At 62.3% G+C, this 25,600-nt stretch carries 27 protein-coding genes; 5 read left to right on the forward strand and 22 right to left on the reverse strand.

Annotated elements, in window-relative coordinates:
* Window positions 1-10: 10 nt before the first annotated feature.
* The 8 genes from EZI54_RS00150 to ccmA all read right to left on the reverse strand — a co-directional run bounded on the left by EZI54_RS00150 (window position 11) and on the right by ccmA (window position 5,863).
* Entirely contained in the window at window positions 11-502 is a 492-nt protein-coding gene (locus EZI54_RS00150) for a cytochrome c-type biogenesis protein (RefSeq protein WP_131477834.1), read from the reverse strand.
* Window positions 502-1,044, reverse strand: a complete 543-nt coding sequence (locus EZI54_RS00155) for a DsbE family thiol:disulfide interchange protein (RefSeq protein ID WP_131477836.1) — start codon at window positions 1,042-1,044, stop codon at window positions 502-504. Before EZI54_RS00155 ends, EZI54_RS00150 begins: the two co-directional genes overlap by 1 nt.
* Entirely contained in the window at window positions 1,041-3,041 is a 2,001-nt protein-coding gene (locus tag EZI54_RS00160; protein WP_131477837.1) for a heme lyase CcmF/NrfE family subunit, read from the reverse strand. The genes EZI54_RS00155 and EZI54_RS00160 overlap by 4 nt, the downstream gene beginning before the upstream one ends.
* Window positions 3,042-3,053: 12 nt before the next feature.
* Window positions 3,054-3,524: a cytochrome c maturation protein CcmE gene (gene ccmE / locus EZI54_RS00165; protein WP_131477838.1), complete on the reverse strand. Its 471-nt coding sequence runs from the start codon at window positions 3,522-3,524 to the stop codon at window positions 3,054-3,056.
* A complete protein-coding gene (ccmD, locus tag EZI54_RS00170) occupies window positions 3,524-3,739 on the reverse strand; it encodes a heme exporter protein CcmD (RefSeq protein ID WP_131477839.1) in 216 nt (71 codons plus the stop codon). Before ccmD ends, ccmE begins: the two co-directional genes overlap by 1 nt.
* A 7-nt stretch (window positions 3,740-3,746) precedes the next feature.
* Window positions 3,747-4,478: a heme ABC transporter permease gene (locus EZI54_RS00175; protein WP_131477841.1), complete on the reverse strand. Its 732-nt coding sequence runs from the start codon at window positions 4,476-4,478 to the stop codon at window positions 3,747-3,749.
* Between the two features lie 15 nt (window positions 4,479-4,493).
* Window positions 4,494-5,144: a heme exporter protein CcmB gene (gene ccmB / locus EZI54_RS00180; RefSeq protein ID WP_242674309.1), complete on the reverse strand. Its 651-nt coding sequence runs from the start codon at window positions 5,142-5,144 to the stop codon at window positions 4,494-4,496.
* Window positions 5,145-5,218: 74 nt separating this feature from the next.
* Window positions 5,219-5,863, reverse strand: coding sequence for a cytochrome c biogenesis heme-transporting ATPase CcmA (gene ccmA / locus EZI54_RS00185; RefSeq protein WP_131477845.1), 645 nt, complete (start codon window positions 5,861-5,863; stop codon window positions 5,219-5,221).
* Window positions 5,864-6,120: 257 nt separating this feature from the next.
* Here ccmA and fliK point away from each other — a divergent pair, with 257 nt between their 5' ends.
* Both fliK and EZI54_RS00195 read left to right on the forward strand, forming a co-directional pair.
* Window positions 6,121-7,458, forward strand: a complete 1,338-nt coding sequence (gene fliK / locus EZI54_RS00190; RefSeq protein WP_131477847.1) for a flagellar hook-length control protein FliK — start codon at window positions 6,121-6,123, stop codon at window positions 7,456-7,458.
* Entirely contained in the window at window positions 7,455-7,787 is a 333-nt protein-coding gene (locus EZI54_RS00195) for an EscU/YscU/HrcU family type III secretion system export apparatus switch protein (protein WP_131477849.1), read from the forward strand. The genes fliK and EZI54_RS00195 overlap by 4 nt, the downstream gene beginning before the upstream one ends.
* Here the strand turns inward: EZI54_RS00195 and EZI54_RS00200 are convergent.
* The 14 genes from EZI54_RS00200 to flhA all read right to left on the reverse strand — a co-directional run bounded on the left by EZI54_RS00200 (window position 7,775) and on the right by flhA (window position 22,415).
* The gene (locus EZI54_RS00200) at window positions 7,775-8,164 is read right to left on the reverse strand and encodes a DUF2802 domain-containing protein (protein WP_131477851.1); all 390 of its coding nucleotides are present in this window, start codon (window positions 8,162-8,164) and stop codon (window positions 7,775-7,777) included. The genes EZI54_RS00195 and EZI54_RS00200 overlap by 13 nt on opposite strands.
* 57 nt (window positions 8,165-8,221) lie before the next feature.
* Complete coding sequence (locus EZI54_RS00205) at window positions 8,222-8,710, reverse strand: chemotaxis protein CheW (protein WP_131477853.1); 489 nt, start codon at window positions 8,708-8,710, stop codon at window positions 8,222-8,224.
* 148 nt (window positions 8,711-8,858) lie between these two features.
* Window positions 8,859-9,740: a chemotaxis protein CheW gene (locus EZI54_RS00210; protein ID WP_131477855.1), complete on the reverse strand. Its 882-nt coding sequence runs from the start codon at window positions 9,738-9,740 to the stop codon at window positions 8,859-8,861.
* A gap of 31 nt (window positions 9,741-9,771) precedes the next feature.
* Window positions 9,772-10,554, reverse strand: coding sequence for a ParA family protein (locus EZI54_RS00215; RefSeq protein WP_131477857.1), 783 nt, complete (start codon window positions 10,552-10,554; stop codon window positions 9,772-9,774).
* Between the two features lie 255 nt (window positions 10,555-10,809).
* Window positions 10,810-11,592 carry a flagellar motor protein MotD gene (motD, locus tag EZI54_RS00220; protein WP_131477859.1) on the reverse strand — a complete coding sequence of 261 codons (783 nt, stop codon included), beginning with the start codon at window positions 11,590-11,592 and terminating at the stop codon, window positions 10,810-10,812.
* 11 nt (window positions 11,593-11,603) lie between these two features.
* Window positions 11,604-12,344, reverse strand: coding sequence for a flagellar motor protein (locus tag EZI54_RS00225; protein ID WP_131477861.1), 741 nt, complete (start codon window positions 12,342-12,344; stop codon window positions 11,604-11,606).
* Window positions 12,344-13,471, reverse strand: coding sequence for a protein-glutamate methylesterase/protein-glutamine glutaminase (locus tag EZI54_RS00230; protein WP_131477864.1), 1,128 nt, complete (start codon window positions 13,469-13,471; stop codon window positions 12,344-12,346). The genes EZI54_RS00225 and EZI54_RS00230 overlap by 1 nt, the downstream gene beginning before the upstream one ends.
* 16 nt (window positions 13,472-13,487) lie before the next feature.
* A complete protein-coding gene (locus tag EZI54_RS00235; protein WP_131477866.1) occupies window positions 13,488-15,677 on the reverse strand; it encodes a chemotaxis protein CheA in 2,190 nt (729 codons plus the stop codon).
* Window positions 15,678-15,690: 13 nt separating this feature from the next.
* Entirely contained in the window at window positions 15,691-16,476 is a 786-nt protein-coding gene (locus tag EZI54_RS00240) for a protein phosphatase CheZ (RefSeq protein WP_131477868.1), read from the reverse strand.
* Between the two features lie 17 nt (window positions 16,477-16,493).
* On the reverse strand, window positions 16,494-16,880 hold the full coding sequence (gene cheY / locus EZI54_RS00245) for a chemotaxis response regulator CheY (protein ID WP_123633236.1): 387 nt from the start codon (window positions 16,878-16,880) through the stop codon (window positions 16,494-16,496).
* 294 nt (window positions 16,881-17,174) lie between these two features.
* A complete protein-coding gene (locus EZI54_RS00250; RefSeq protein WP_131477870.1) occupies window positions 17,175-17,918 on the reverse strand; it encodes an RNA polymerase sigma factor FliA in 744 nt (247 codons plus the stop codon).
* Window positions 17,919-17,985: 67 nt separating this feature from the next.
* Window positions 17,986-18,798 carry a MinD/ParA family protein gene (locus EZI54_RS00255; RefSeq protein ID WP_131477872.1) on the reverse strand — a complete coding sequence of 271 codons (813 nt, stop codon included), beginning with the start codon at window positions 18,796-18,798 and terminating at the stop codon, window positions 17,986-17,988.
* Between the two features lie 109 nt (window positions 18,799-18,907).
* Window positions 18,908-20,179 (reverse strand): flagellar biosynthesis GTPase FlhF, encoded by a 1,272-nt coding sequence (gene flhF / locus EZI54_RS00260; protein WP_131477874.1) that lies wholly within the window; start codon window positions 20,177-20,179, stop codon window positions 18,908-18,910.
* Between the two features lie 58 nt (window positions 20,180-20,237).
* Complete coding sequence (flhA, locus tag EZI54_RS00265; protein ID WP_131477876.1) at window positions 20,238-22,415, reverse strand: flagellar biosynthesis protein FlhA; 2,178 nt, start codon at window positions 22,413-22,415, stop codon at window positions 20,238-20,240.
* 216 nt (window positions 22,416-22,631) lie between these two features.
* Between flhA and upp the strand changes: the two genes are divergently transcribed.
* The 3 genes from upp to EZI54_RS00280 all read left to right on the forward strand — a co-directional run bounded on the left by upp (window position 22,632) and on the right by EZI54_RS00280 (window position 25,471).
* Window positions 22,632-23,270, forward strand: coding sequence for a uracil phosphoribosyltransferase (gene upp / locus EZI54_RS00270; protein ID WP_123633231.1), 639 nt, complete (start codon window positions 22,632-22,634; stop codon window positions 23,268-23,270).
* Window positions 23,271-23,272: 2 nt separating this feature from the next.
* Entirely contained in the window at window positions 23,273-24,541 is a 1,269-nt protein-coding gene (locus tag EZI54_RS00275) for a uracil-xanthine permease family protein (protein ID WP_131477878.1), read from the forward strand.
* A gap of 78 nt (window positions 24,542-24,619) precedes the next feature.
* Complete coding sequence (locus EZI54_RS00280) at window positions 24,620-25,471, forward strand: class I SAM-dependent methyltransferase (protein WP_131477880.1); 852 nt, start codon at window positions 24,620-24,622, stop codon at window positions 25,469-25,471.
* The last annotated feature ends 129 nt before the right edge of the window (window positions 25,472-25,600 follow it).

Here is a 25,600-nt window from a genome sequence, read left to right on the forward strand (position 1 = left end):
TGACCCTGAATCAGGAATGGTGGGAAGAGGTGTCTCGGGGCGACTCGTCGGCGTCCAGGAGGCGGTCGAGACGGGCCCGATCCGCTTCACTGAGCACCGGCTCACCGATGCGCGCCGAGCGCCTTGAGCGAATCACCAGGATCACGACCGCGGCAATCCCCACCACCACGACGACCAATGGCGTGAACCACAGCAGCAGCGTCCGTCTCTCAAGCTCTGGCCGATAGCGCACAAATTCGCCGAAGCGGGACGTCATGGCGGCCATGATGGCGTCGTTACTCTCTCCCTGTTGAACCAGGCGGTGCACTTCCGCCCGCATATCGGCGGCGATCGGCGCGTGGGAATCGGCAATACTCTGGTTCTGGCATTTGGGACAGCGCAGTTCCCGGGTCAGCGTCTCAAAGCGATTGCGGTCGGCATCGTTATCAAAGGGATAGGTATCGCCCGCGGCATGGGCGACACTGCTTAGCAGGATCAGAAGAACCAGGCCAATAGTGCGCATCAGCCTTCCCTCTTGTAGCGGGCCACCAGCGGCGCCAGTTCTTCCTTCCACACTTTCTCGTCCACCAGGCCCACATGACGGTAGCGGACCGTACCACCGGCGTCGATGATGTAGGTTTCCGGCGCACCGTAGACACCCAGGTCAAAGCCGAGTGTTCCCTGTGGATCGAACAGGACCTTGCTGTAGGGATTCCCCAGCTTGTCCAGCCATTTCAGCGCCTCTTCGCGATTGTCCTTGTAATTCAGGCCGATGATCGGTACGCCGTCCTCCCGGGCCAGCTTGACCAACTGGGGATGCTCGACGCGACAGGACGGGCACCAGGTCGCCCAGACGTTAAGCAGCGTCACCTGGCCCTTGAAGACATCCGGCAGGTAGGTGGTTTGCGGGTCCTGCAGGGAGGCCAACTGGAAGGCCGGCACCGGCTTGCCGATCAGTGCTGATTCCAGGGTTTCCTTGTCCCGGCCGATCCCCGCGGACAAGACGATGCCGACACCTACCGCCACCAGCAGGGGCAGGAACAGCAGTACACGCTTCGCACTCAAGACACGCCCCCTGTTACCGCTTCGGGCGAAGACGGTTCCTGTTTAGCGGTTTCCGGCGACTCACGGGTCACCCGCATACGGTAGCGCCGGTCCGCGATGGCCAGCGCACCGCCCAGCGCCATGAAGATCGCGCCCAGCCAGACCCAGCGCACCAGGGGCTTGTACTGGATCCGGACGGCCCAGGCGTCGTCGCCCACCGGCTCGCCCAGCGCCACGAAGAGGTCCCGGAACAGGCCGCCATCGATCCCCGCCTCGGTCATCACGTTACGCTGGACGGCGTAGACCCGCTTTTCGGGATAGAGCGTGGTGACCGGTTCCCCCTCGCGGGTAATCACGAACCGCCCCTGCTCGGCGGAATAGTTTGGGCCCTGACGATGCCGGAGGCTGTCGAAATGGAACGTCAGGCCGCTCATCTCCACCGTTTCGCCCGGCACCATGCGCACGTCCCGCTCGACGCCATAGTTGGTGACAACAGTGGCACCGGCCATGACGACCGCCACACCCAGATGCCCCAACACCATGCCGTAATAGCTTCGGGTCAAACGACGCAGGCCCGTCCAGCGCCCCTGACGGGAAGCGGAGCGGGCCCAGAGATCACGGAAAGTCGCGACCGAGACCCACGCCGCCGCAAAACAGCCGGCAAACGCCCAGGGCTCCAGGTGACCCAGCCACAGCGGCACGATCACCGCCAGCACCAGACTGATCGCCGCTGGCCACAGCAGCTGCCGACCGAGCCAGCCGCCGTCCGTGCGTTTCCAGCGGGAGAAAACGCCGGCGCCCAGCAGCAGCGCCACCGCGATCGCGACCGGGCTGAACGTCAGGTCAAAGAAAGGTTTGCCGACGGACAGGCTGCCGGCACCGAGATAGTCGAGCACCAGCGGATACAGCGTACCCACCAGAACCAGCAGCATGGCCGCCATCAACAGCACGTTGTTGAGCAGCAGGAAGATTTCCCGGGACAGGGAGCCATAGCGCACCCGGGCATGCACCACCGGCGCGCGGAAGGCATACAGCGTCAGCGAGCCAATAATTGTCACCGCCAGGACGCCGATCAGGAATTTGCCACGCGCCGGATCGGCCGCAAAGGCATGCACCGACGTCAGCACCCCGGAGCGTACCAGGAAGGTGCCCAGCAGGCTGAGCGAAAAGGTCACGATCGCCAGCAATACCGTCCAGCTCTTGAATACGCCCCGCTTCTCGGTAACCGCCAGCGAGTGCATCAGTGCCGTACCGGCCAGCCAGGGCAGCACGGAGGCGTTCTCGACCGGGTCCCAGAACCACCAGCCGCCCCAGCCCAGTTCGTAATAGGCCCACCAACTGCCCAGCGCGATACCCAACGACAGGAAGCACCAGGCCACCGTGGTCCAGGGCCGGGACCAGCGTGCCCAGGCGCCGTCCATGCGGCCGTTGATCAGCGCCGCGATGGAGAAGGCGAACGCCACCGAGAAGCCCACATAGCCCATGTACAGCATCGGCGGATGGATCACCAGACCGAAGTCCTGCAACAGCGGATTCAGGTCGGCGCCGTCCGCCGGTACATTCGGCAGCAGGCGCGTAAACGGATTGGAAGTGATCAGGATAAACAGCAGGAAGGCGACGCTGATCATGCCCATGATCGACAGCACCAGCGAGACCAGTTCCGTCGGCAACCGGCGGCTGAAAATGGCGACCGCGACGGTCCAGGCGGTCAGGATCAGGATCCACAGCAGCAGCGAGCCCTCGTGGCTGCCCCAAACGGCGCTGAACTTGTAGTACCAGGGCAACAGGCTGTTGCTGTTGTTGGCGACATAGGCCACCGAGAAATCATCCGTGACGAACGCCCAGGCCAGGCAGCCGAAGGCAATGGCCACGAACACGAACTGACCGCTGGCCAGCGGACGGGCAAACGCCTGCAGATCCGGCCGCCGGGTGATGGAGCCGGCCAGGGGCACCAGTGCCAGCAGGGTCGCCAGCATCAGGGCCAGGATCAGGGCGAAATGGCCAAACTCAGGAATCATCGCGCTCTCCGCCTATTCCGTGACTACCGTCTTCACCGCTTCCGCGGCGGCATCGTCACCGGTTTTCTTCTTCAGGGACTTGGCCACCTCCGGCGGCATGTAGTTTTCATCATGCTTCGCCAGCACACTGTCCGCGACAAACACGCCGTCGTCCCGCAGGCGACCGGTGGCCACCACACCCTGCCCTTCCGCAAACAGGTCCGGCAGGATGCCGTCGTATTCCATGGGCACGGTGGATTTGAAATCGGTCACCCTGAACCGGACTTTCAGGCTGTTGGGTTCGCGCACCACGCTGTTGTCCTCGACCATGCCGCCGGCCCGGATGACGACATTGTGAGGCGCCTCACCGTCCATGATCGCGGTGGGGTCGTAGAACAGGTTGATATTCTGCCGGAAGGCATACACCGTGAGCCCAACGGCGATACCCAGCCCCGCCAGCAGGAAGATCACGATGGTCAGGCGTCGTTTGCGGACGGGATGCATCAGGATATGCCCTCGTTGGTTCTTGGTGTAACGGCAGAAGCCTGCCGACGAGCCATTTTCAGCTGCCAGCGCTGACGCTCGATCACCCGGCGGCGCTGGATCAACGAGCCGACAACCAGCGCAGCCATACCCAGGAAAAAGACGCCATAGCAGGTCCAGACATAGGGCCCGTGACCGTTCATCGTCCAGAAATCGTGCAGCGAATCAAACGCCATTACCGCCTCACTCTACCAGTTCCTGGACCCAGCGCGCGCGCCGTTCCCGATGCAGGATTTCGGTCTGCATCCGCAGGCAGGCCAGCCAGCCGAACAGCAGGTACAGTCCCAGGATCGACAGCACCAGCGGCACCCACATCTCGGGCGGCATGCTGGGTTTCTCGGTCAGTTTCAGGGTGGCGGGCTGATGCAGCGTGTTCCACCACTCCACGGAATACTTGATGATCGGGATATTCACCACACCCACCAGGACCAGGACGGCTACAGCCTTCGCCGCGGATTTTTCATCGGCGATGGCATTGCCGAGGGCGATCGCCCCGAAGTACAGGAACAGGAGAATCAGCATCGACGTCAGGCGCGCGTCCCAGATCCACCAGGTGCCCCAGGTGGGCTTGCCCCAGACCGCCCCCGTGAACAGTGCCAGAAATGTCACCACGGCTCCCACCGGCGCTACCGCCTTGACGAACACATCCGCCAGCTTCATGCGCCAGACCAACGTGACCAGGCCGGCCACCGCCATCATCACATAGCAGGCCTGGGCCAGGAAGGCGGTCGGCACATGGATGTAGATGATCCGGTAGCTGTTGCCCTGCAGGTAGTCCGGCGGTGCAAAGGCAAGTCCCCAAACGATGCCGGTCAGCAGCAGCAACAAACCGGGCACGAGGAACCAGGGCAGCAGCCGGCCGGCGATGCCGTAGAACCATTTGGGGGAGCCGAGTTTGTGAAAGAACTGCCACATCAGACCTGTCTCCGGTTAACTGTTTGAAACGCTGATACGCAGGGCGGCGGCCGCCGCGAAAGGCGCGCAGGTCAGTGCCAGCACCAGCAACGCGCCCAGCAGGGCAAAGTGACTGGCGGTCGGCAGGCCCTGCCCAGCCGCCATCACGGTGCCGGTGCCGAAAATCAGCACCGGGATATAGAGAGGGATCACCAGCAGCGAGAGGAGGATGCCCGCCGAGCGCAGCCCCAGTGTCAGCGCGGCACCGATCGCGCCAATGAAGCTGAGCACCGGCGTTCCAAGCAGCAGGGTTAGACACAGGCAGGCGATCGAGTTCCCGTCCAGTTGCAGCATGATGCCCAGCACGGGCGTCATCAGGATCAGGGGCACACCGGTCACCAGCCAATGGGCAACCACCTTGGTCAGTACGATCAGGTAGAGCGGCTGGGGCTGGAGCAGCAACTGTTCCAGGACGCCTTCCTCGAAATCATGGCGGAACAGGTGATCCAGGGACAGCAGCGTCGACAGCAGGGCCGCCACCCAGAGAATGCCTGCGCCCGCTTCCCTCAGGAACGCCTTCTCCGGGCTCACCCCAAGCGGAAACAGGGAGACCACCATGACGAAGAACAGCAGCGGATTGAACAGATCCTGCCGCTGACGCAGGCTGCTCAACAGGTCCCGGCGCATAACGGCCCAGCAGGCCGGCCATACCGGAACGCTCTCCTGCCTGGGAGTCAGGCGCGGCAACTTCTGCATGGCACTCATAGCGCCAGCGCCTCCCCGGTATGGGCCAGCAGGTCGAGCGACTCGGCGCCGCTGATCGACAGCCGGTGATGGGTGGTGAGTATGATGGCGCCGCCAGCCGCCATGCGCTTTTCCAGCAGGCGCTCCAGGGATTCCACGCCGGCGCGGTCAATGGCAGTGAAGGCTTCGTCCAGGATCCAGAGCGGTTCATCGGACAGGTAGAGCCGGGCCAGCGCCACTCGCCGTTGCTGCCCTGCCGAGAGATGATGGCAGGGCATATGGGCGAACGGCAGGAGTTCCACCGCCTCCAGAGCACCTTCCAATGGGTCGCGGTGGCTACCGGGATGGCAGGCCAGCAACGCCGCCAGATTCTCCAGCGGCGTCAGCAGCGGTTTGATCCCGGGTCGATGGCCGATATACAGCAGGTTCCGCAGGAAATGCTCCCGCACCCGGTGAACCGATTCGCCACACCACAGGATCTCGCCCTCGTAGCCACTATGCAATCCGGCCAGGATGCGCAACAGGGTCGTCTTGCCAGCCCCGTTGGGCCCTTCCACCCGCAGCAGGCTGCCAGCCCGTACAGCCAGATCCACGCCGGTGAACAGGAGACGTTCATCCCGCTCGCAGCTCAGGCCGGTCGCTTGCAGTAAAGGAATTGGCATCAGATCACCCGGTCGCAGCTCCCATTGCGATTGCAGCGCGGTCCCCGCCCCGTCGCAATCGGCGTAACATCAGAACGCGGCACTATAGCCGAAATCGGGCAGGGATGTCGTCGTCGTGAATCGTGGTTCATTGTTGTAATAACATACCGGGATTACACAAAAAGACGCTAAATGGCTTAACCTGATCAGAATAGAGAGAACATGCCAGGGGAACAATGCCTCTAAGGGCGGATTCCCCTACTACCAACGGGCCAAGCATGAAGATTCCCGTACCGGGACAGACACCACCCACGCCAGACAAGGGCGCCACAACCGACAAGGGGGCATCGGCACGCCCAGCCTCCACAACCGGCCGTTCAGAGGAGTCGGTCCCACGCCCGACGGTCAGCCCGCGTCAGTTGCTGGACCAGTTGCAGTTGCGCCAGAGTCAGCAGGTGCTGGCCCGAGTATCCCAAATCCTGGAGAAGACCGCCTCGACCCCGGAACAACTCCTGCTGGAGGTGCGCGGCAAATCCCTGGTGGTCAATAGCGATACCCGCCTGCAGCCCGGTGACTGGGTCAAGATCATGCGCGCCGGGAATGAACTGCGACTGATGGGCCAGGTGGCCCCGGACACCACGCCACAGGCCCGGATTGCCCAGCAACTGGCCCAGCACCTGCCCTGGCAACACCGGCTGGACCAGGGGCTTGGGCAACTCACCCGAATCCTGCAAAATGCCCCGTCCACGCCGGCAGACAGCCGCCAGGCGCCGATGCCACCGCAGGTCCGCCAAGCGCTCGAACAGTTGGTTTCCCAGCTACCGCAGGCCGGCAAGCTTCAGCGGGCCAATACCGAGAATCCGGTCGACACCCTGAAAGCCTGGGTTCGCGACAGCGGCCTGTTTGCCGAAAGCCGCCTGGCGCAGGCGCCGACATCGCCACCGGCTGACCTGAAACTGGCCCTGAACCGTCTGGTCACGGCCCTGCTCAACAGCCAGAATGAAGAGGCCGAGGCGTTCAACCGCTATGTGCCTTTAACCAGCAAAGATCTGGTCCAGTCGCCTTTGCAGTTTCCGCAGGCCGGCTCCCCGCTGACGCCACCGCCGGCCCAGGATCAGCTCAACACCGGCCAGATGCTGCGCCTGCTGGCGGGCATGCTGAACCGCATCACGGTCAACCAGTTGCACAGCCAGACGCTGACCACGCGCACCACGGCGGATGCACCGGTAGCCACCCCCACCTGGCTGCTGGAACTGCCCTGGCTGGACGCCCTGAACCAGCCGCGCACCGCCCAACTGCGCCTGGAGCACTATGGTGAGGAAGCCGAGAATCATCGCCCCAAACGGCGTGTGGCGGAGTGGCGGCTGACGCTGGCGATGGACCTGGACGAAGCCGGTGCGGTCACCTTCGAACTGGGCATCCAGCAACAGCAGGTCTCGGCCCGGATCTGGGCCGAGAAAACAGACACCTTGCGCCGCGCCAACGAGGAACTGCCGCAACTGAAACAGCGCCTCGGCGACCTGGGGCTGGATGTGGTGGAACTGGAATGCCGTCGCGGCCAGCCGCAGGGCGCCAGAACGCAACTGGATCATCGACTGGTGGATATCAGGGCATGAGCGGGCACGGCGAGACAGATTATCGGCGCGAGACGGCCGTCGCTCTCAAATACGATGGTGAGCGGGCGCCCACCGTGGCGGCCAGCGGCACCGATGAGCTGGCCCGCGAGATTATCCGCATCGCCCGGGAGCACGGCGTCCCGCTTTACGAGAACGCCGAGCTGGCCGGGATTCTGGGGCGACTGGACCTGGACGAGGAAATCCCGGAAACCCTGTACCGGGTCATCGCCGAGATACTCGCCTTTGCCTTCCACCTGCAGGGCAAGACGCCGGCCGATGCGGGCCAGACAGACTCACCGGAAGCAGACGGACCGGATCAGGCCACCTGACTACGCCGCAGCGCGGAGACCAGTTCCGCTTCCGGCCGGGAAATGCCACAGGTATTCATCAGGTCGTCGATATCCGCGCCCAGGTCGACCAGGCGCGAGGCCTCGTCGTAGGAAATCCTCAGCGGATCGTTCTGACGCATCTCGTCCACCGCCGCCCGCAACTCGTGAAGGCTGCGCTCGCAGGCGATTACCCGCTGCCCCACCCCCATGCTGCCGCTGCTGGTGGCATGCAGTTCGCGACCCACCGTTTCCAGGCGCTCACGGAACCGGGTTTCCAGTTGCTGGATGCGACGACGATTGAGGCCGGCCTGAACACTGAGCAGGATCAGTGAGCCTGCCGTGAGGGCCCAGGGTGCAATGTCTAACCAGTCAGCCATAGCCTTTTCTCCTGGCCGGCAGCAGCACGCCCCGTCGGGACCCTCAGATGGGAGGGGTTACAGTGCGGCGATTTCCGCCCACTCGTGATCTGCCAGCATCTTGTCGAACTCAACCAGGATGATGAGTTCGCCGTTCTTGTTGCACACCCCCTGGATGAACTTGGCGCTTTCCTCGTTCCCCACATTGGGTGCGGTTTCGATTTCACTGGACTTCAGATAGACGACTTCCGCCACCGAATCCACCAGGATGCCCATCACCTGCTGGGAGGACTCCATCACCACGATACGGGTGGCGTCGGTCACCTCGGCATCCGCCAGACCGAACCGGCGGCGGGTATCGATCACCGTCACGACGTTGCCGCGCAGGTTGATGATCCCCAGCACGTAGTCCGGAGCACCCGGAACCGGGGCAATCTCGGTGTAACGCAGCACTTCCTGGATCTGCATCACGTCGATGCCGTAGGTCTCATCGTCGAGCTTGAAGGTCACGTACTGCAGGACCTTGTCCTCTGCGCCCTGACCCTGTTGTCCGCTTGGGGAAGCCATAGAATCCTCTCTTCATCAAATGGCACCCCAGCAAGGGGCACCGTACAAACGCTGTCAAAATTCCAACACGGCTGCCCCTTACTATAGAACAGGGCACAAAGCGTGCCATCCCGGGCAAACCGTCATTTTTCAATATTTGAAAATCCCGTCAGTTCAGGTCGAGCTTTTGCTCCCGCTCTGCCCGGGAAAGGAGTTGGGTCATGGCACCGACATCCAGCAGTGCGCACATGTGGTCCACCACCGTTCCCGCCAGCCAGGGCCGGCGGCTTCGCTCCGAGCGCCAGCGCACGTCGTCCGGCCGCAGGGTAAACGATTGCGCCACTTCATCGCAGGCCAGGCCCCATTCGCTGTCATCCAGCCGGATAACGAACTGGTAGCCTTCCCGCGCGCCTTCGGGAACGCGCCCGGACATGACCCACTCCGCGGTGTCCACCACCCTCAGGTTGTGTTCGCCGGACGGCATCATGCCCATAAACCAGCGGGGGCGCCCGGGAATCGAGTGCAGGTCGGTGTCCATACGGTGGATGGCCCCCAACAACACCAGCGGTACCGCCAACTGCAGGCCCGCAACCCGGAAAATCAGGCATTCGAACGCCTGATCCGCCCAGGCCGGTCGACCCTGTGGCGCCGGCTGGGCATTGGGTTGGGCGTGCCGATCCGCCGCGGTCTCGACTTCCGGGGCCACCGGCGTCGTTTCCGTCGCGACCGACTTTGCCTCGGCCTGCCGGAGCGCTTCGGCCTGACGCCGTTTTTCCGCTTCTGCCCGACGGGCTTTCACCCGCTGCGCCTGGGCACGCACACGCGCACGGCGGGCCTCGCGTTCGGCCTGCTTGACCCGCTCCTGCTCCGCAACGTCCACGGCCGGAGCAGCGTCCACCGGCTTTGCGGGCGCCTCGGCTTTGACTTCAGTGCTGGTTTCGGTCTCGGTTTCCGTCGCCGCGCTGGTCGCCACGAACAGCAGCTCGTCCAGGTAGCTGGACAGCGCTGCCGTTGGGTCGACGTAGTCTGCTTTTTGACTCTTTTCCTGCATCAACGACTCCGGCGTCAACAAACTGACGTCCTCATTCCTGGCCTCTGCCCTGTTCCACAAGGTCTTCCAGCAAGCGCCGGTAAGCCCTGACCCCATGGGTGTCACCGCTATAGGCCGAAGGCACCTGCCCCGCCTCACTGGCATCCCGGAACTTGGTGTCGACCGGAATGGCGAAGCGCCACAGGTCCTCGGGGTACGCCTTGCGCAACGCGTTGAGGCTATGCACAGACGCCTGTGTGCGACGATCGAACAGTGTCGGGATGATCGTGTACGGCAGCGGTGTGTTGCGCGACCGGATGATCATCCTGAGCGTGTTGATCATCCGCTCCAACCCCTTCATGGCCAGGAACTCGGTCTGTACCGGCACCAGAAGCCGCTGCGATGCCGCCAGCGCGTTGACCATCAATACCCCCAGCGACGGGGTGTTGTCCAAAAGCACGTAGTCAAAGTCGTCCCACAGCTGCGCCAGGGCCCGGGAAACGATCAGCCCCATTCCCTCGACACCAACCATTTTACGCTCCAGCGTCGCCAGCGCCGAGCTGGCCGGGATTAGCGACAGTCCCGGGCAGGACGTCTCCAGCAGCAGTTGTGCCGGCAGCCCCTCGGGCACCTTGCCGTTGTGCTGGAACAGGTCGAAAGCGCTGTGGGCCAGCCGGTCCGGATCGTGCCCGAACCAACTGGTCAGCGAACCATGGGGGTCGAGGTCGACAACCAGCACACGCTTGCCCGACTCAGCCAGTAACCCGCCCAGCGTAACCACCGTCGTCGTCTTGCCGACACCGCCCTTCTGATTGGCGACCGCCCAGATTCGCACGAAATAACTCTCCCATTGAGGCTCACTGCAGTACCCTGCGGTGCCCGATTAGATCGCACTCGCCGCTGCCATGACATTTATTTTTGTATCGACTCGGTGACGGAAAACTTGAGCCGTCCACCGGAGTCAACCGCATGCCGACAGGCAAACCTTTGCCTGCTGGCTGTTACGATAAGGGTAAATACAGAAACCGTGCCAGTTTCAGCGAATTGGAGGCAGGAATTAAACGCGGATTGAGCTGTCGATGACCGATCATCAACGAACGGCGCCGCGGATGCTGGCATCCCTGGAGATCAGCAGGACCACCCGCCGATTGCGGCTGCGCCCTTCCCGGGTATCGTTGCGGGCGACCGGCTGATACTGGCCGTAGCCGATGGCCGCCATCCGTCGGGGGTCGATGTTGTTGTTGGCCAGCAGGCGGACAATGGCTGCCGCCCGGGCGGCCGAGAGCTCCCAGTTGGAGGGATAGGCCGCGGTATGGATGGGCTGGTTGTCGGTGAACCCTTCCACGCGGATGGCGTTGTCGTGACCCGACAGGATACCGGCGATCTTTTCCACCACCGGGAAGGCATCGTAATGGGGCTCGGCGTCACCGGATCCAAACAGAAGACTGTTCTGCAGGCTCAGCTCGATCCAGTTCTCGTTGGTCTCAACGGTAATCAGGCCCTTGTTGATGAGCGTCTGGAAATGGTCTTCAAGCTGGTTGGCAATGGATTCCAGGGCCTTGCTGCGCCCTTCCTCGTCACTGGCCGGGTTGGCCGGCGCGGTGGCCACCGGCGGGGCAATAACCTGGTCCTCGGCGGGCGGTTCGGGACGTGAGATGCGATCGCCCACCGCAATCGGCTCCACCGAACGCTGCGGCGCGTTGAAGACGCCGGTCAGGGTTTCCGAGAGCACCTTGTACTTGCCCTCATTGACCGAAGAGACCGAATACATCACGACGAAAAAACCGAACAGCAGGGTGATGAAATCCGCATAGGAAATCAGCCAGCGTTCCCGGTTGTGCTGATCGTCATCTCTGGCGCGCCGACGTCGCATAGTCGTGCCTGCTACTGGATAAAGCCCTTGAGGCGAAGTTCGATGGAGCGGGGATTCTCCCCTTCGGCGATCGCTATGAGGCCATCGATCATCATGTCCTCATAGCGTGAGCGCTGGCGGGCGATGGCGCGCAGCTTGCTGGCCACCGGGAAGAACAGCAGGTTGGCCAGCGCCACGCCGTAGATGGTCGCGACAAAGGCCGTGGCAATGCCAGCCCCGAGCGTGCTGGGATCCTCCAGGTTGGTCATCACCTGGATCAGTCCCATCACGGCGCCGATGATACCGATGGTGGGGGCATAGCCACCCATCGCCTCGAACACCTTGGCCGCTTCGATGTCACTTTGCTCCCGGGCATCCAGCTCGACTTCCATGATGCTGCGAATGGCTTCCGTCTCGGCGCCATCGACCAGTAACTGGAGCCCTTTGCGGGCAAACCGCTCCGGTTCCCGCTCGGCCAGGCCTTCCAGCCCCAGCAGCCCCTGTTTGCGGGCCCGCACGCTCCAGTTGATGACTTTGTCGATGCCGTCTTCGAGACCGATATAGGGCGGAACAAACACCCAGCGAACCTGTGTGATGGCCCGTTTGATCACCGGCCAGGAGGTTTGCAGGATGGTGGCGGCCACGGTGCCGCCCACGACAATCAGGCCGGCCGGCGCGTTAAACAGCGATCCCAGCGCACCGCCCTCCAGCACGTTGCCGCCGAGGATGGCGGCGAACGCGAGGATAATGCCCAGCAAGCTGAGCAAATCCATCAGCAGACGCCCTCAACCATCCGCGCACCGATGTCGTCCAGTGTCAGGACTTCATCACTCAGCCCCGCCTTGGCAACCGCCATGGGCATACCGTAGATCACCGACGATTTTTCGTCCTGGGACCAGACCACGCTACCGGACTGTTTCATCATGCGGCAGCCTTCCTTGCCGTCTGCTCCCATGCCGGTGAGGATGATGCCCAGGGTCTTGCCGGGAAAGCTCCGGGCCAGCGAACCAAACGTCACGTCGACACAGGGCTTGTAGGTCAGGCGCTCGTCGCTTTCCAGGATACGCACCCGCCCGTGTGGCCCCTTGTTCTCGATCATCATCTGCTTGCCGCCGGGCGCCAGCAGCGCCAGCCCCGGGCGCAGCATGTCGCCGTCTTCCGCCTGACGCACCTCGATCTGGCACAGCTTGTTGAGACGGTCGGCAAAGGCCGGCGTGAAACTGGCGGGCATGTGCTGGATCAGCACGATCGGCGCCGGGAAGCGGGACGGCAGACGCGTCAGAACACGCTGCAAGGCAATGGGGCCGCCAGTGGAAGTACCGATACCCACCACCGCAAAACTGCGGGGCTGGGCCCGGCGGGAAGGCCGTTGGGCCTCGGCTTCCGGCTCGGCCCGGCGTTGGGCGGGGGTCGGCCGCGCCGGCGCTGGACGCGTCTGGGGGCGAGCCGGCTGGGCCGGAGGCGGCGTCGATGGCACCGCAGGAGCCGGACGATTACCTGGGCGACTGCGCGCCACATCCAGGATACGCTCACGCAGGATCTTTTGGAGTTGGCTGTTGTCCCGGGCGATCTCCTCGAAATTCTTGGGCAGGAAATCCACCGCCCCGGCTTCCAGCGCATCCAGGGTCACCCGGGCGCCTTCATAGGTCAGCGAGGAAAACATCAGCACCGGCACGGGCCGGCGCTTCATGATTTCCTTGACCGCGGAGATGCCATCCATGATCGGCATCTCGTAATCCATGGTGATCACGTCCGGCCGCAGCTTGTCGGCCATCTCGACCGCTTCGCGACCGTTGGTGGCCGCACCGACAACCCGGATGCTATCCGACGTGTTCAGTATTTCGGTCAGCCGCTTGCGGAAAAATCCGGAATCATCAACGACCAGAACGGAAACGGTCACTCAGGAGTCTCCCCATTCATCCATAATGCTGCAGCAGGCTGGGCACATCGATAATCAGCGCTATCCGACCATCGCCAGTGATGGTTGCGCCCGCCATGCCCGGTGTTCCATGGAGCATACGCCCCAGCGGCTTGATCACGACTTCCTCCTGACCGATCAGTTGGTCCACCACGAAACCGACCCGCTTGGTGCCCATGGCCACGATCACCACGTGTCCGTTTTCAGGCTCAGGTTCGCTGGCCGCTCCGTGGACCAGCCAGTTCTTGATGTTGTAGATCGGGAAGACCTTGTCGCGGACCACGATGCATTCGCGGCCATCGACGACGTTCTTCTTGGTCAGGTCCAGGTGGAAGATCTCCACCACATTGACCAGCGGCAAGGCGAACGACTGGTCGCCCAGCATGATCATCAGCGTTGGCATGATGGCCAGGGTCAGCGGCACCTTGATCAGGATCCGTGACCCCTTGCCCATTTCCGATTCCACGTGGATGGTGCCGTTCAACTGGCCGATCTTGGTCTTGACCACATCCATGCCGACACCACGTCCGGAGACGTCGGAAATCTGTTCCTTGGTTGAGAAACCCGGTGCAAAAATCAGGTTGTAGCATTCGTTGTGGGTCAGCCGGTCCGCCACATCCTGCTCAAACAGCCCTTTTTCGACGGCCTTCTGTCGCAGCTTGTCGGGATCCATGCCACCGCCATCGTCTTCGATGGACAGCAGGATATGATCCCCCTCCTGTTCCGCCGACAGCGTCACGGTACCGGTGCGCGGTTTACCGGCCTTTTCTCGGACATCCGGCGCTTCGATGCCGTGGTCGACCGAGTTGCGCACCAGGTGAACCAGCGGATCAGACAACGCTTCGACCAGGTTCTTGTCCAGGTCGGTGTCCTCACCGTGCATGACCAGGTTGATCTCTTTCTTCAGGCTACGGGCCAGGTCACGCACGACACGCGGGAAGCGGCCAAAGACCTTCTTGATCGGCTGCATCCGGGTCTGCATGACGGCAGACTGCAGGTCCGTGGTGACCACATCCAGGTTGGCCACCGCCTTGTGCATCTGCTCGTCTTCGCTGTCGTTGCCCAGGCGCTGCAGACGGTTACGCACCAGTACCAGTTCGCCCACCATATTCATGATGTCGTCAAGGCGTTTGGTGTCCACCCGCACGGTGGTTTCAGCAGCCGGCTGGTTATCCCGCTGGGGTACTGCCGGGGTGGCGGGCCCCTTTTTCTCGTCCTTGCTGGCTGCCGCCGGCTTCTCGGGCTTACTGGGTGCCGGTTCCGGCTTCTTCGCCACCGGCTGGCTGGTGCCCGGTGCCCCGGGGCCTTGACCCGAGCCGTGCAACTCGTCCAACAGGTTCTCGAACTCGTCGTCGGTAATCAGCTCATCGCCGCCGGCACCACTGGAGCTCTTGTCCTCGGCACCCGCTTTGTCACCGCCTTTCGGCTCCGGTTCGACGACGCCCTTGAACTGGCCTTTGCCATGCAGGTCATCGAGCAGGCTTTCAAACTCGTCGTCGGTAATGTCATCGTCACCGCCGTTGCCGGAAGCCCCTGCTGGCTTGTCGTCATCCGCCGGCTTGCCGCCGTGCTGGCCTTTACCGTGAAGCTCGTCCAGGAGGTTCTCGAATTCGTCGTCGGTAATTTCATCGTCGCTGCCGCTGTCACCGGGCGATGACTTTTCATCCTCCAGGGCGTCCAGGAGCTGCTCGAATTCCTCATCGGTGATATCGCCGTGGTCGGCATCGCCCCCGGTGCCGGAAGTGGCGGGCTCGGGCGGGGGGGCGACCTCCGCTTCGGGCGCCGCAGGCGCTGCGCCTTCCGGCAGTGCCAGGGCGTCAAGCGCCTCGATCAGGGCCGGTTCGGCGGGGGTGGGTTCTTCGCGGTTGCGGACCTGATCGAACATGGCGTTGACGTTGTCCAGCGCCTCCAGGACCACATCCATCAGGTCGGAATCGACCCGGCGCTTGTGGTTACGCAGGGTATCGAAGACGTTCTCCGCCGAATGGCAGCAGTTGACCAGGGCCTCAAGCTGCAGGAAGCCGGCGCCGCCCTTGACGGTGTGGAACCCGCGGAAGATGGCGTTCAGCAGATCGCCGTCGTCCGGATTCTGTTCCAGATCCACCAGCTGCTCGGACAGCTTCTCGAGTATCTCGCCAGCCTCCACCAGGAAGTCCTGGAGAATTTCTTCGTCAGCATCAAGCGCCATGCAGTGTCCTCACTCAAAAACCAAGGCTGGACAGGAGGTCATCGACATCATCCTGGCCGGATACGACATCCTCACGCTCTTTGGCGTTCATTTGAGGGCCTTCGCCTTTTTCAATTGTTGTCGTTGTATCGCCCATGTCGTGGACGGTGCCGGTGATTTCATCGACGTGGCTCGCCATGACCACCAGACTCAGCAGGTGTTCTTCCACTTCCTTGACCAATGCCGTGACCTTCTGGATCACCTGGCCGGTCAGGTCCTGGAAGTCCTGGGCCAGCAGAATTTCCGACAGGTTGCCGTACAGGACTTCCGCGTCATTGGCCGTCTGCTCGAAGAAGTTATCAATTCGATTGTAAAGCTCGCGGAACTCGCCCGCGCCGATTTCACGGCGACGCAGCTTGTGCCAGTCGGCGCGCAATGCAATGGCCTGCTCCCGGAGGCTGTTGGCCTTGGGCATCGCCTCTTCCACAATGTCCATGGTGCGGTTGGCCGCCTGACTGGTCATGTCGACCACGTAGGCCAGCCGATCGGAGGCGTCCGTGATCTTGGAGAGGGCTTCCTGCTGTTCCGGGTTCTGCGGGTCGATGTTGAAGTTGCGAATGGCTTCATGAAGGCTGCGTGTCAGCCGGCCAACCTCGCGATAGAGACTCTGGTCCCGGACGTCATTCAGCTCGTTGATCAGGCGCATCGCCGCAGCGTAGTCGCCGGCGTCCACCTGCTGTTTCAACTCTTCCACCTGGTGCTGCAGCTTCGCCACAACATCGGGATCCAGGGAGCCTGCCTTATCTTTGTTTGTGCCCATGGTTGGCGCTCTGATGCTCAGGACTGAATGCGTTCGAAAATCTTCTCGATTTTTTCCTTCAGGACAGCCGCCGTGAACGGCTTGACGACGTAACCGTTCACCCCGGCCTGGGCCGCTGCAACGATCTGGTCGCGCTTGGCTTCCGCCGTCACCATCAGGATCGGCAGGTTCTTGAGGTTCTCGTCCGCGCGAACGGCCTGCAGCAGCTCAAATCCGGACATGCCCGGCATGTTCCAGTCGGTGACCAGGAAGTCATACTTGCCGCTCTTGAGCATGGGCAGCGCGGTGTTGCCGTCATCCGCCTCGTCAGTATTGGTGAAACCGAGGTCGCGAAGCAGATTCTTGATGATCCGTCGCATCGTGGAAAAATCGTCCACGATCAGAATTTTCATGTTTTTGTCCAAAAGGGACCTCCAATCATTACAGCCCGGAATACCAATCCAGCGTCCAGTTCAGTGTCCGGCAATCCATACGATGCCGGCGCCACTGAAAGCACCGCCTATTCTGTCGCGTCAACGCCCGCTGTAAAGCGTCCGTTACCAAAAACTACAGTTCCGGGATCGTAGCCTGGGCATCAACGCTGACCACAAGCTCCCGGAATTCGATGTCAACTCTTTGCTTGTCGCGCCTGATGTGGCGCGTCCGCCCATTCTGCCCTGCTCCACCGGTGTTTTGCGAACCGGCTTTGAACGGCGTGGCTAACGGGCTTCCTGCCAATCCGTCAGACGTGATTTCAGGCGCAATGCCGCCTGACTGTGAATCTGGCTGACCCGACTTTCACTGACACCGATGACGGCGCCGATTTCTTTCAGGTTCAGCTCTTCCTGGTAATACAGACTCAACACCAGCTTTTCCCGCTCCGGCAGCGCCGCGATCGCCTCGGCCAGACTGCGCTGGAATCCGGCTGCCGACAGCTCTTCGAACGGACGATCGGGCACGGCCTCTTCATTGTCTATCGGCAGCTCTCCCGATTCATTTAGCTCATCCAGACTAAAAAGACGGCCGCTGCTGGAGTCTGCCAGGCAGGCATGATACTCCGGCAGCGTCATATCCAGCTCGTCGGCCACTTCATGGTCGTGAGCTTCACGCCCGGCCCGGTCTTCAACAGCCTTGATAGCCCGGGCAATGCGACGGGAATTGCGGTGGACGGAACGCGGCACCCAGTCGCCCTTGCGAATCTCATCCACAATGGCACCGCGAATGCGGATACCCGCATAGGTTTCAAAGGAAGCGCCTTTGCCGGCGTCGTACTTCTGAGCTGCCTCGAGAAGGCCGATCATGCCGGCCTGCATCAGGTCTTCAAGCTGGACAGAGGCAGGCAGCCGCGCCAGGATGTGCAACGCGATCTTTTTCACCAGTGGCGCATGATCCTCGACCAACTGATGGGCCGACTTGCGTGAACTGGTCTGTTGGTAGATTCCCAGGCCTTTTGCCAACGTCATCAATCCGGATTACCCGTGTGTTTCAATCGACCGCCATACCACGCCACCTGTCGGTCAGGGTACTCCATCAGGCATCCACCAGGCGCTCAACGAAAAATTCGAGATGCCCCCGTGGAGAAGACGGGAGCGGCCAGTTGTCCACCTGCTGGGCCAGCGCCTTGATCGCCAGCGAGGCCTTGGCGCGTGGGTAAGCGTCAAGCACCGCACGCTGCCGTTGTACCGCTTTCTTGACGGCTTCGTCGTAAGGGACGATGCCCACATATTGTAGCGCAACATCCAGAAATCGCTCGGTAACCCGGGTCAGTTTCCCAAACAGATGCTTGCCTTCCTGCTCGTTGCGAACCTGGTTGGCAAGGATGCGAAACCGGTTCACCCCGTAGTCCCGGTTCATGAGCTTGATCAGCGCGTAGGCATCGGTAATGGAAGTGGGCTCGTCGCAGACCACCAGCAGCAATTCCTGAGACGCCCGCAGGAAGCTGACCACCGATTCGGAAATGCCGGCAGCGGTGTCAACGATCAACACGTCGATCTGATCGCCCAGTTCGCTGAAGGCGTTGATCAGGCCAGCGTGTTCCATGGGCGTCAGCTGGGTCATCCGCTGGGTGCCGGACGAGGCGGGAACGATCTTGATGCCGCCCGGGCCGTCGACCAGGACATCGCGCAGGTCGCACTTGCCGTTCAGCACATCATTGAGATTGTGGTTCGCAGTGATACCCAGCAGGACGTCGATGTTGGCCAGCCCCAGATCGGCATCCAGAACCACCACCCGACGCCCCATCTGTGCCAATGCAATAGCCAGGTTGACCGAAACGTTGCTCTTGCCAACGCCGCCCTTGCCACCTGAGACGGCGATCACCTGGACCGGGTTAACTCTACTCATGCCGGATACAGTCTCTCACGACAACTCTTGATAAGGATGGCCGGTTGATGACCGGCTCGATAGTGGAGCCCATGAACGCCCTGCGGCTGTTCCGGCGGACTCCCAGGCCTCAGGCGCCGGCTGCAACCACGGCGGTTTCCCGAACCTGCTTCAGACGCTCCACACCCAGTCTGACCAGGGGAGCCGCCTGTGCCGGATGAATGTCCTCGGGGATACGCTGCCCATCGGTGTAATACGCCACCCGAAGACCCGTTTCCATGGCAAAGCCTAGCACCTCGCCGAGTGTCAGGGCTTCATCCAGTTTGGTCATGATACACCCGGCCGGATTCGCCATCTTATAGCAATGCCACGTGGATTTCATAATGCGAGGCTGGCTGGTGGCTGCCAGCACCAGGTAAGGCTTGACCGGATGCCGGCTTGCAGCCAGCTCCTCAAGCTGTTCCTGGTGGCCGCGATCGGAATGGGTCAGGCCCGCCGTGTCAATCAGAACCAGGCGTTTATCGGACAGGTCATCGAGGATCTGGTCCAGGGAATGGCTCTCATCCACCACCCGCACCGGCACGTTCAGGATGCGACCGAATACAAACAGATGCTCATGTGCCGCGATCCGATAGCGGTCGGTGGTGACCAGCGCCAGGGAATCGGCGCCGTGCTCCAGGACATAACGCGCCGCCATCTTGCCGATGGTGGTGGTCTTGCCAGAGCCAGTGGGGCCCACCAACGCGACCAGACCACCCTGCTCGACCAGCTCCTGATGCTGGGTGCGCAGGCCGGCCGCCAGCGTGCGCAACGCCCGCTTCCAGCCCTCTTCCAGTCGAACACCAGCCGCGTTACGAGACAGCGTGGAGGCCAGCGTGTGGGACAGTCCGTACTCTTCCAGTCGCTCCATCAAGCGCTGCTGACTCGCGTCCACCGGGTCGTTTGCCGGTCCATTTGCAGCGGCCGGAGAACGACGCTCGTTGACCATATCCCGCAGTGAATGGATTTCCGCCCGCATGGCTTCGAGGGCCGCATGGGTGGCGTCCTGAGCGGGTTCGGCAGCCGCCGGTTCCGGCGTGGTGAAATCAAGAATGTCCTGCTCACGGGGTTGGCGCTTTTCACGAATTTCCCGGATACGGTCTCGCGAGCGGCCGAGTTCTTCCTCCAGGCGGCGATGTTGTTCCGCCTGCATTTCGGCCAGCCGGGCGCCATTGGTGGCTTCGACCGCGGCGGTGCCCAGACGCTGACGCGCCAGATTTTCGTCATAGTCGAGAGCCGTCACAATTTCGACGCCCCCGTCCACGCGCCGGTTCGACAGGATGACGGCATCCTCTCCCATCTCCAGGCGAACCATCTTCAGGGCTTCCGCCATGGTTGGAGCAAAAAACCGTTTAACCTTCATGATGACCTACCTCCGGTGGCGCCGCGGCCCGCGACGCCTTGCTGTTGCTGGGCGAGCCTCACTGCTGGCCCACCGACGCGACAATCGTAATCTGCTTGTTGTCCGGCACTTCCTGGTAAGACAGGACGTGCAGGCGTTCGACCCCGTAACTCACAAAGCGCGCCATGACATGCCGCAGTGGCGCCGAAACCAGCAGGATGGCGGGCTTGCCCATCATTTCCTGACGTTGGGCCGCGTCCTGCAGGGAGCGCTGGAGCCGCTCCACCATGTTGGGCTCCAGCACCAGACCGATATCGTCCTGGCCGCCGGATTGTTGACTCTGTTGCATGGACTTCAGCAACATCTGTTCCAACTCTGGATCCAGGGTGATGACCGGGATCTCGGATTCGTTGCCGCAGATGCTCTGGACAATCATCCGACGCAGGGACTGGCGGGCGGCTGTTGTCAGGATCCGGGCGTCCTGGGTCTTCGGCTGTACATTGACGACCGCTTCCGCAATCGACCGCATATCCCGGATCGGCACCTCTTCTTTCAGAAGGCTCTGCAGGACTTTCAGCAGCAGACTGATGGAAATCGTGTTGGGTACCAGCTCTTCCGCCAGCTTGGGCGACATCTTCTCCAACTGCTCCAGCCACTTCTGGACTTCCTCGTGACCGATCAGCTCGTGGGCGTGCTTCTGCAGGATCTGGTTAAGATGGGTCGCCACCACGGTGCTGGCATCCACCACGGTGTAGCCCAGGGTCTGGGCCTGATCTTTCTTGTCCGGTTCGATCCAGCTGGCATCCAGGCCGAACGCCGGATCCTTGCCCTCGATACCTTCAATCTTGCCGAACACCTGGCCTGGATCGATCGCCAGTTCCCGGTCCGGGTGGATCTCGGCTTCGGCAATGGTCACGCCCATCAGGGTGATGCGATAAACGTTGGGCATCAGGTCCAGGTTGTCGCGGATATGGACCGACGGCATCAGGAAGCCCAGATCCTGGGACAGCTTCTTGCGCACGCCCTTGATCCGGGTCAGCAGCTGGCCGCCCTGGGATTTGTCCACCATGGGGATCAGGCGGTAACCCACTTCCAGGCCGACGATATCGACCGTGGACACATCGTCCCAGCCCAGTTCCCGGGATTCGGTTTGCGGACCGGGCAAGGCCTGTTTCTGCGCGCCATCGCCGCCGCCCTGCGGACCGCCGGAAGGCGCCGAGCGCGGCATACCGCCCCCACGCGCCGGAAAGACGGTCTCGTCCTCTTCCACCTGCTGCTGGCGTTTCCAGATGTAGTAGGCGCCCGCGCCGGCAATGAGACCGAGCCCTATAAAGGCCACGTGCGGCATCCCCGGGATAATGCCCAGGATGATCAGGATGGCGCTGGCAATAAACAGAATCCGCGGTGCGGTGAACATCTGGGACAGGATCTGCTGGCCCATGTCCTGACTGGAGGTGACCCGCGTCACCATAATAGCGGCGGAGGTGGAAAGCAGCAGCGACGGAATCTGGGCAACCAGGCCGTCACCGATGGTCAACAGCGCGTAACTGCGCATGGCATCGCCGAACGACAGGGCGTGCTGCATCATGCCGATGGCCACGCCGCCGGCGATGTTGATGAACAGGATCAACAGGCCGGCGATCGCGTCGCCCTTCACGAATTTGCTGGCACCGTCCATGGAGCCATAGAAATCCGCCTCCTGGGCGATTTCGGCGCGACGGGCCTTGGCTTCGTCCTGATCGATCAGGCCGGCGTTCAGGTCGGCATCGATCGCCATCTGCTTGCCGGGCATGGCGTCCAGGGTGAAGCGGGCGCTGACTTCCGACACCCGACCAGCACCCTTGGTGACGACCATGAAGTTGATGATGACGAGTATGGCGAAGACCACCAGGCCGACGGCGTAGTTGCCGCCGATCAACACGGCACCAAACGACTCGATCACCTTACCGGCGGCGTCGCCCCCTTCGTGACCGTTGAGCAGGACAATCCGGGTCGAAGCCACGTTCAGCGCCAGACGCAGCAACGTGGCCACCAGCAGCACCGTCGGAAACGCGGCAAACTCCATTGGCCGCAATGCGTACACACACACCAGCAGGATGACGATGGACAGGGTGATGTTGAACGTGAACAGCACGTCCAGCAGGAACACCGGCATGGGCAGGATCATCATGCCCAGCAGTGCCATCAGCAGGACCGGGATGCCCAGGTTGCCGTTTGTCAGCGATTTGACGTTATTGAGGACCAGCGCTCTGTCCACGACCCGATGTTCTCCAGTAAACAGGGTATCTCACGTGCCGAGATGTCGTTTTTTTGACGGCACGACTGTATCTGGAGGGTATTTCGCAATAAGCGTACCAACCGACGCTCAACCCGCCCGACAAGGGGATTGCGGCCTACCCGGACTGACTGAATCGGGGAAGTAAGGTATCCTTGGTGAGATTTTATGTCCCTATTTTAGAAAAGAAGGTGAGCCATGCCCGTCCTCGAGGTAAAGCACCCCCTGATCCGCCACAAACTCGGCCTGATGCGCCGGGCGGACATCAGCACCAAGAACTTCCGTGAGTTGGCGCAAGAGATCACGGCCCTGCTGACTTACGAAGCCACCAAGGACTTCCAGCTGGAAAAACAGACCATCCAGGGCTGGGCCGGGCCGGTGGAAGTGGATCGCGTGAGCGGCAAGAAAGTGACGATTGTCCCCATCCTGCGTGCCGGCATGGGCATGCTGGAAGGCGTCCTGACCCTGATCCCCGGCGCCCGCGTCAGCGTGGTCGGCCAGGTCCGTAACGAAGAAACCCTGGAAGCCAGCACCTACCTGGAAAAGCTGGTCGGCGAACTGGACCAGCGTATGGCGATGATCGTCGATCCCATGCTGGCCACCGGCGGCTCGCTGATCTCCACCATTGACCTGCTCAAGAAGGCCGGCAGCACGGAAATTCGTGCCCTGGTCCTGGTGGCGGCGCCGGAAGGCATCGACAAGGTCCAGAAGGCCCATCCGGATGTCTCCATCTACACCGCGTCCATCGACGAGCGGCTGAACGAGAAAGGTTACATCCTGCCCGGGCTCGGTGATGCCGGCGACAAGATCTTCGGCACCAAACAGAAGGAAAACTAAGCATGCAGACGAGTCCGAACGAACCGGTATGGCGCCAGGCCCTGGCCGGCGCCCAGATGTTGCTGGTCGCCTTCGGCGCCCTGGTCCTGATGCCGCTGATCACCGGCATGGATCCGAACGTAGCCCTGTTCACCGCCGGTCTCGGCACCCTGATCTTCCAGATCATCACCGGCGGCCAGATCCCCATTTTCCTGGCGTCCTCCTTTGCCTTCATCGCCCCCATTATTGCCTCCAAGGCCAGGTTCGGCATGGAGGAGACGCTGGGAGGCCTGGTTGCCGCGGGAGTTCTCTATATGGTGCTCAGCGGCGCCGTCAAGCTACGCGGCACCGGATTCCTGAATCGTCTGCTGCCGCCGGTCGTCATCGGTCCGGTCATCATGGTGATCGGTCTGGGCCTGGCTTCCACTGCCGTCAACATGGCCATGGGCAAGGCCGGCGATGGCAGTGCCCAACTGATCCCCTACGACACCGCCATCTGGATCTCGATGATCTCCCTGGTTACCACGATTCTCTTTGCGGTATTCGGCAAGGGCATGTTCCGGCTCATCCCCATCATGTTCGGTGTGGTTGTGGGGTATATTGCGTCCGCCATCATGGGGGTTGTCGACCTGTCGCCCGTCAGCGAAGCGGCGTGGCTGCGCATCCCGGATTTCGTCGCCCCGGAATTTGGTTGGGGCGCCATCCTGTTCATGGTCCCTGTGGCTATTGCACCGGCGGTTGAGCACATCGGCGACGTGCTGGCGATCGGTACAGTGACCGGCAGGAACTACATCCAGAAGCCGGGTCTGCACCGCACCCTTCTGGGTGACGGCGTGGCCACCAGCGCTGCGGCGATGCTGGGCGGTCCGCCCAACACCACCTATTCCGAAGTCACCGGCGCGGTCATGCTGACCCGCAACTTCAACCCGCGGGTGATGATCTGGGCGGCCATCGTGGCGATCCTGCTGGCCTTCATCGGCAAGTTCGGCGCCGCGCTGCAGACCATTCCGGTACCGGTCATGGGCGGCATCCTGTGCCTGCTGTTCGGCTCCATTGCCGTCGTCGGTCTGAACACGCTGATCCGTCACCACGTCGACCTGTCCGAAGCCCGCAATCTGGTGATTGCCGGTGTCACGCTGGTCTTCGGTATTGGCGGCATGGCCCTGGGTCACGTGGAAGGCATCGCCCTGTGCGCGGTGGTGGCCATCGGGTTGAACCTGATCTTGCCCGGCAGCCAGGCTGCGTGGGGCGATTCGACCATTCCCAACGGAGATTCCCCGGCGGCAGAATAGCTCGGGCCTTGAGCAGGCGCTCCTCTTAGCGGAGCGCCTGTTGTCAGGGCTCGTCCCTGACAACAACAAGGATCGCCCATGACCCGCCCGATCGACAGCACCGGCATCAGCTTTACCGCCCTCTACACCGGCGCCGTCTGGCAGCACAATGGCCTTTCGGAAGACGGCCTCACACCACCCGCCGGCCACGCCCTGTACAACCTGATGACGCCTTTTGAGGGGCTCAGTCGCCTGGTTACCGGCGGCAATATCCGCACTTTTCTTCTGCAACGCCACCTGATCATCGACCAGCTGATTCACGAAGCCATCGAACAGCGCGGCATCAGCCAGATACTGGAAATCGCGTGTGGCCTGTCGCCCCGCGGCATCCGCCTGCGCCAGCGCTTCCCTCACCTGCAGATGCTGGAAACCGACCTGCCGGCCATGGCTACTCGCAAGGCAGCGTATCTCGCCACCCACGGTTATCTGGGGGACCATCATCAGGTTCGGCCCATCGATATTTTTGCCGATGGCGGCCCGCTGGCGCTGGAGCGGGTGATTGAGGATCAGTTCGACGCCGGTCGCCCGCTGCTGGTGGTGACCGAAGGACTGACCAGCTACTTCTCGCTCGACGACATCAGTCAGTTCTGGCGGCGGCTGGCGCGCTGCCTGGAGGCAAGACCGGGCTCGGCCTACTTGACGGAAACCTATCTCAAGCCCGAAGGGAAAATTCTGGGCCGTGGCCTGGATGTGCTGCGCGGTGCGCTGGGCCAGATGACCCGGGCCCAGGTCAGTTTTCATTTTCGGGATGGCGAGTCCGGGGCCCGGCATTTGGCGGGACTGGGGTTTGATGATGTTCGGGCGATTGATCCGGAAGACTTCTACGGGCGGTTGCCGATTCCGGAAAGCCGCGGGACGCCGCTGGTTCGAATTCTGGACGCACGGAGTTAGCGGCTGGACACGGGCGCCTGGCGGCGCCTCAGAAGCTAAAGCATCTGCTACAGACTCGAGTAGGCCGCCGATGCAGCCGACGCTTCAGCTTCGGAGCAGCCTGCAAGGCTGCCCATGGTGGCTCTGCGC

Source organism: Marinobacter halodurans, assembly GCF_004327985.1.
GTDB classification, from domain to species: Bacteria; Pseudomonadota; Gammaproteobacteria; order Pseudomonadales; family Oleiphilaceae; genus Marinobacter_A; species Marinobacter_A halodurans.

Excerpts from the sequence above, each read along its gene's own strand:
- motD (WP_131477859.1), bottom strand. The coding sequence starts at position 11,592 with ATGCGACGTCGGCGCGCCAGAGATGACGATCAGCACAACCGGGAACGC.
- EZI54_RS00195 (WP_131477849.1), top strand. The coding sequence starts at position 7,455 with ATGAGCGGGCACGGCGAGACAGATTATCGGCGCGAGACGGCCGTCGCT.
- flhF (WP_131477874.1), bottom strand. The coding sequence starts at position 20,179 with ATGAAGGTTAAACGGTTTTTTGCTCCAACCATGGCGGAAGCCCTGAAG.
- ccmB (WP_242674309.1), bottom strand. The coding sequence starts at position 5,144 with ATGCGCCGGGACCTGTTGAGCAGCCTGCGTCAGCGGCAGGATCTGTTC.
- EZI54_RS00150 (WP_131477834.1), bottom strand. The coding sequence starts at position 502 with ATGCGCACTATTGGCCTGGTTCTTCTGATCCTGCTAAGCAGTGTCGCC.
- EZI54_RS00240 (WP_131477868.1), bottom strand. The coding sequence starts at position 16,476 with ATGGGCACAAACAAAGATAAGGCAGGCTCCCTGGATCCCGATGTTGTG.
- EZI54_RS00280 (WP_131477880.1), top strand. The coding sequence starts at position 24,620 with ATGACCCGCCCGATCGACAGCACCGGCATCAGCTTTACCGCCCTCTAC.
- EZI54_RS00225 (WP_131477861.1), bottom strand. The coding sequence starts at position 12,344 with ATGGATTTGCTCAGCTTGCTGGGCATTATCCTCGCGTTCGCCGCCATC.
- EZI54_RS00250 (WP_131477870.1), bottom strand. The coding sequence starts at position 17,918 with ATGACGTTGGCAAAAGGCCTGGGAATCTACCAACAGACCAGTTCACGC.
- EZI54_RS00210 (WP_131477855.1), bottom strand. The coding sequence starts at position 9,740 with ATGCAGGAAAAGAGTCAAAAAGCAGACTACGTCGACCCAACGGCAGCG.
- ccmE (WP_131477838.1), bottom strand. The coding sequence starts at position 3,524 with ATGCATCCCGTCCGCAAACGACGCCTGACCATCGTGATCTTCCTGCTG.
- fliK (WP_131477847.1), top strand. The coding sequence starts at position 6,121 with ATGAAGATTCCCGTACCGGGACAGACACCACCCACGCCAGACAAGGGC.
- EZI54_RS00160 (WP_131477837.1), bottom strand. The coding sequence starts at position 3,041 with ATGATTCCTGAGTTTGGCCATTTCGCCCTGATCCTGGCCCTGATGCTG.
- EZI54_RS00275 (WP_131477878.1), top strand. The coding sequence starts at position 23,273 with ATGCAGACGAGTCCGAACGAACCGGTATGGCGCCAGGCCCTGGCCGGC.
- EZI54_RS00255 (WP_131477872.1), bottom strand. The coding sequence starts at position 18,798 with ATGAGTAGAGTTAACCCGGTCCAGGTGATCGCCGTCTCAGGTGGCAAG.
- EZI54_RS00200 (WP_131477851.1), bottom strand. The coding sequence starts at position 8,164 with ATGGCTGACTGGTTAGACATTGCACCCTGGGCCCTCACGGCAGGCTCA.
- EZI54_RS00175 (WP_131477841.1), bottom strand. The coding sequence starts at position 4,478 with ATGTGGCAGTTCTTTCACAAACTCGGCTCCCCCAAATGGTTCTACGGC.
- ccmD (WP_131477839.1), bottom strand. The coding sequence starts at position 3,739 with ATGGCGTTTGATTCGCTGCACGATTTCTGGACGATGAACGGTCACGGG.
- ccmA (WP_131477845.1), bottom strand. The coding sequence starts at position 5,863 with ATGCCAATTCCTTTACTGCAAGCGACCGGCCTGAGCTGCGAGCGGGAT.
- EZI54_RS00205 (WP_131477853.1), bottom strand. The coding sequence starts at position 8,710 with ATGGCTTCCCCAAGCGGACAACAGGGTCAGGGCGCAGAGGACAAGGTC.
- EZI54_RS00235 (WP_131477866.1), bottom strand. The coding sequence starts at position 15,677 with ATGGCGCTTGATGCTGACGAAGAAATTCTCCAGGACTTCCTGGTGGAG.
- upp (WP_123633231.1), top strand. The coding sequence starts at position 22,632 with ATGCCCGTCCTCGAGGTAAAGCACCCCCTGATCCGCCACAAACTCGGC.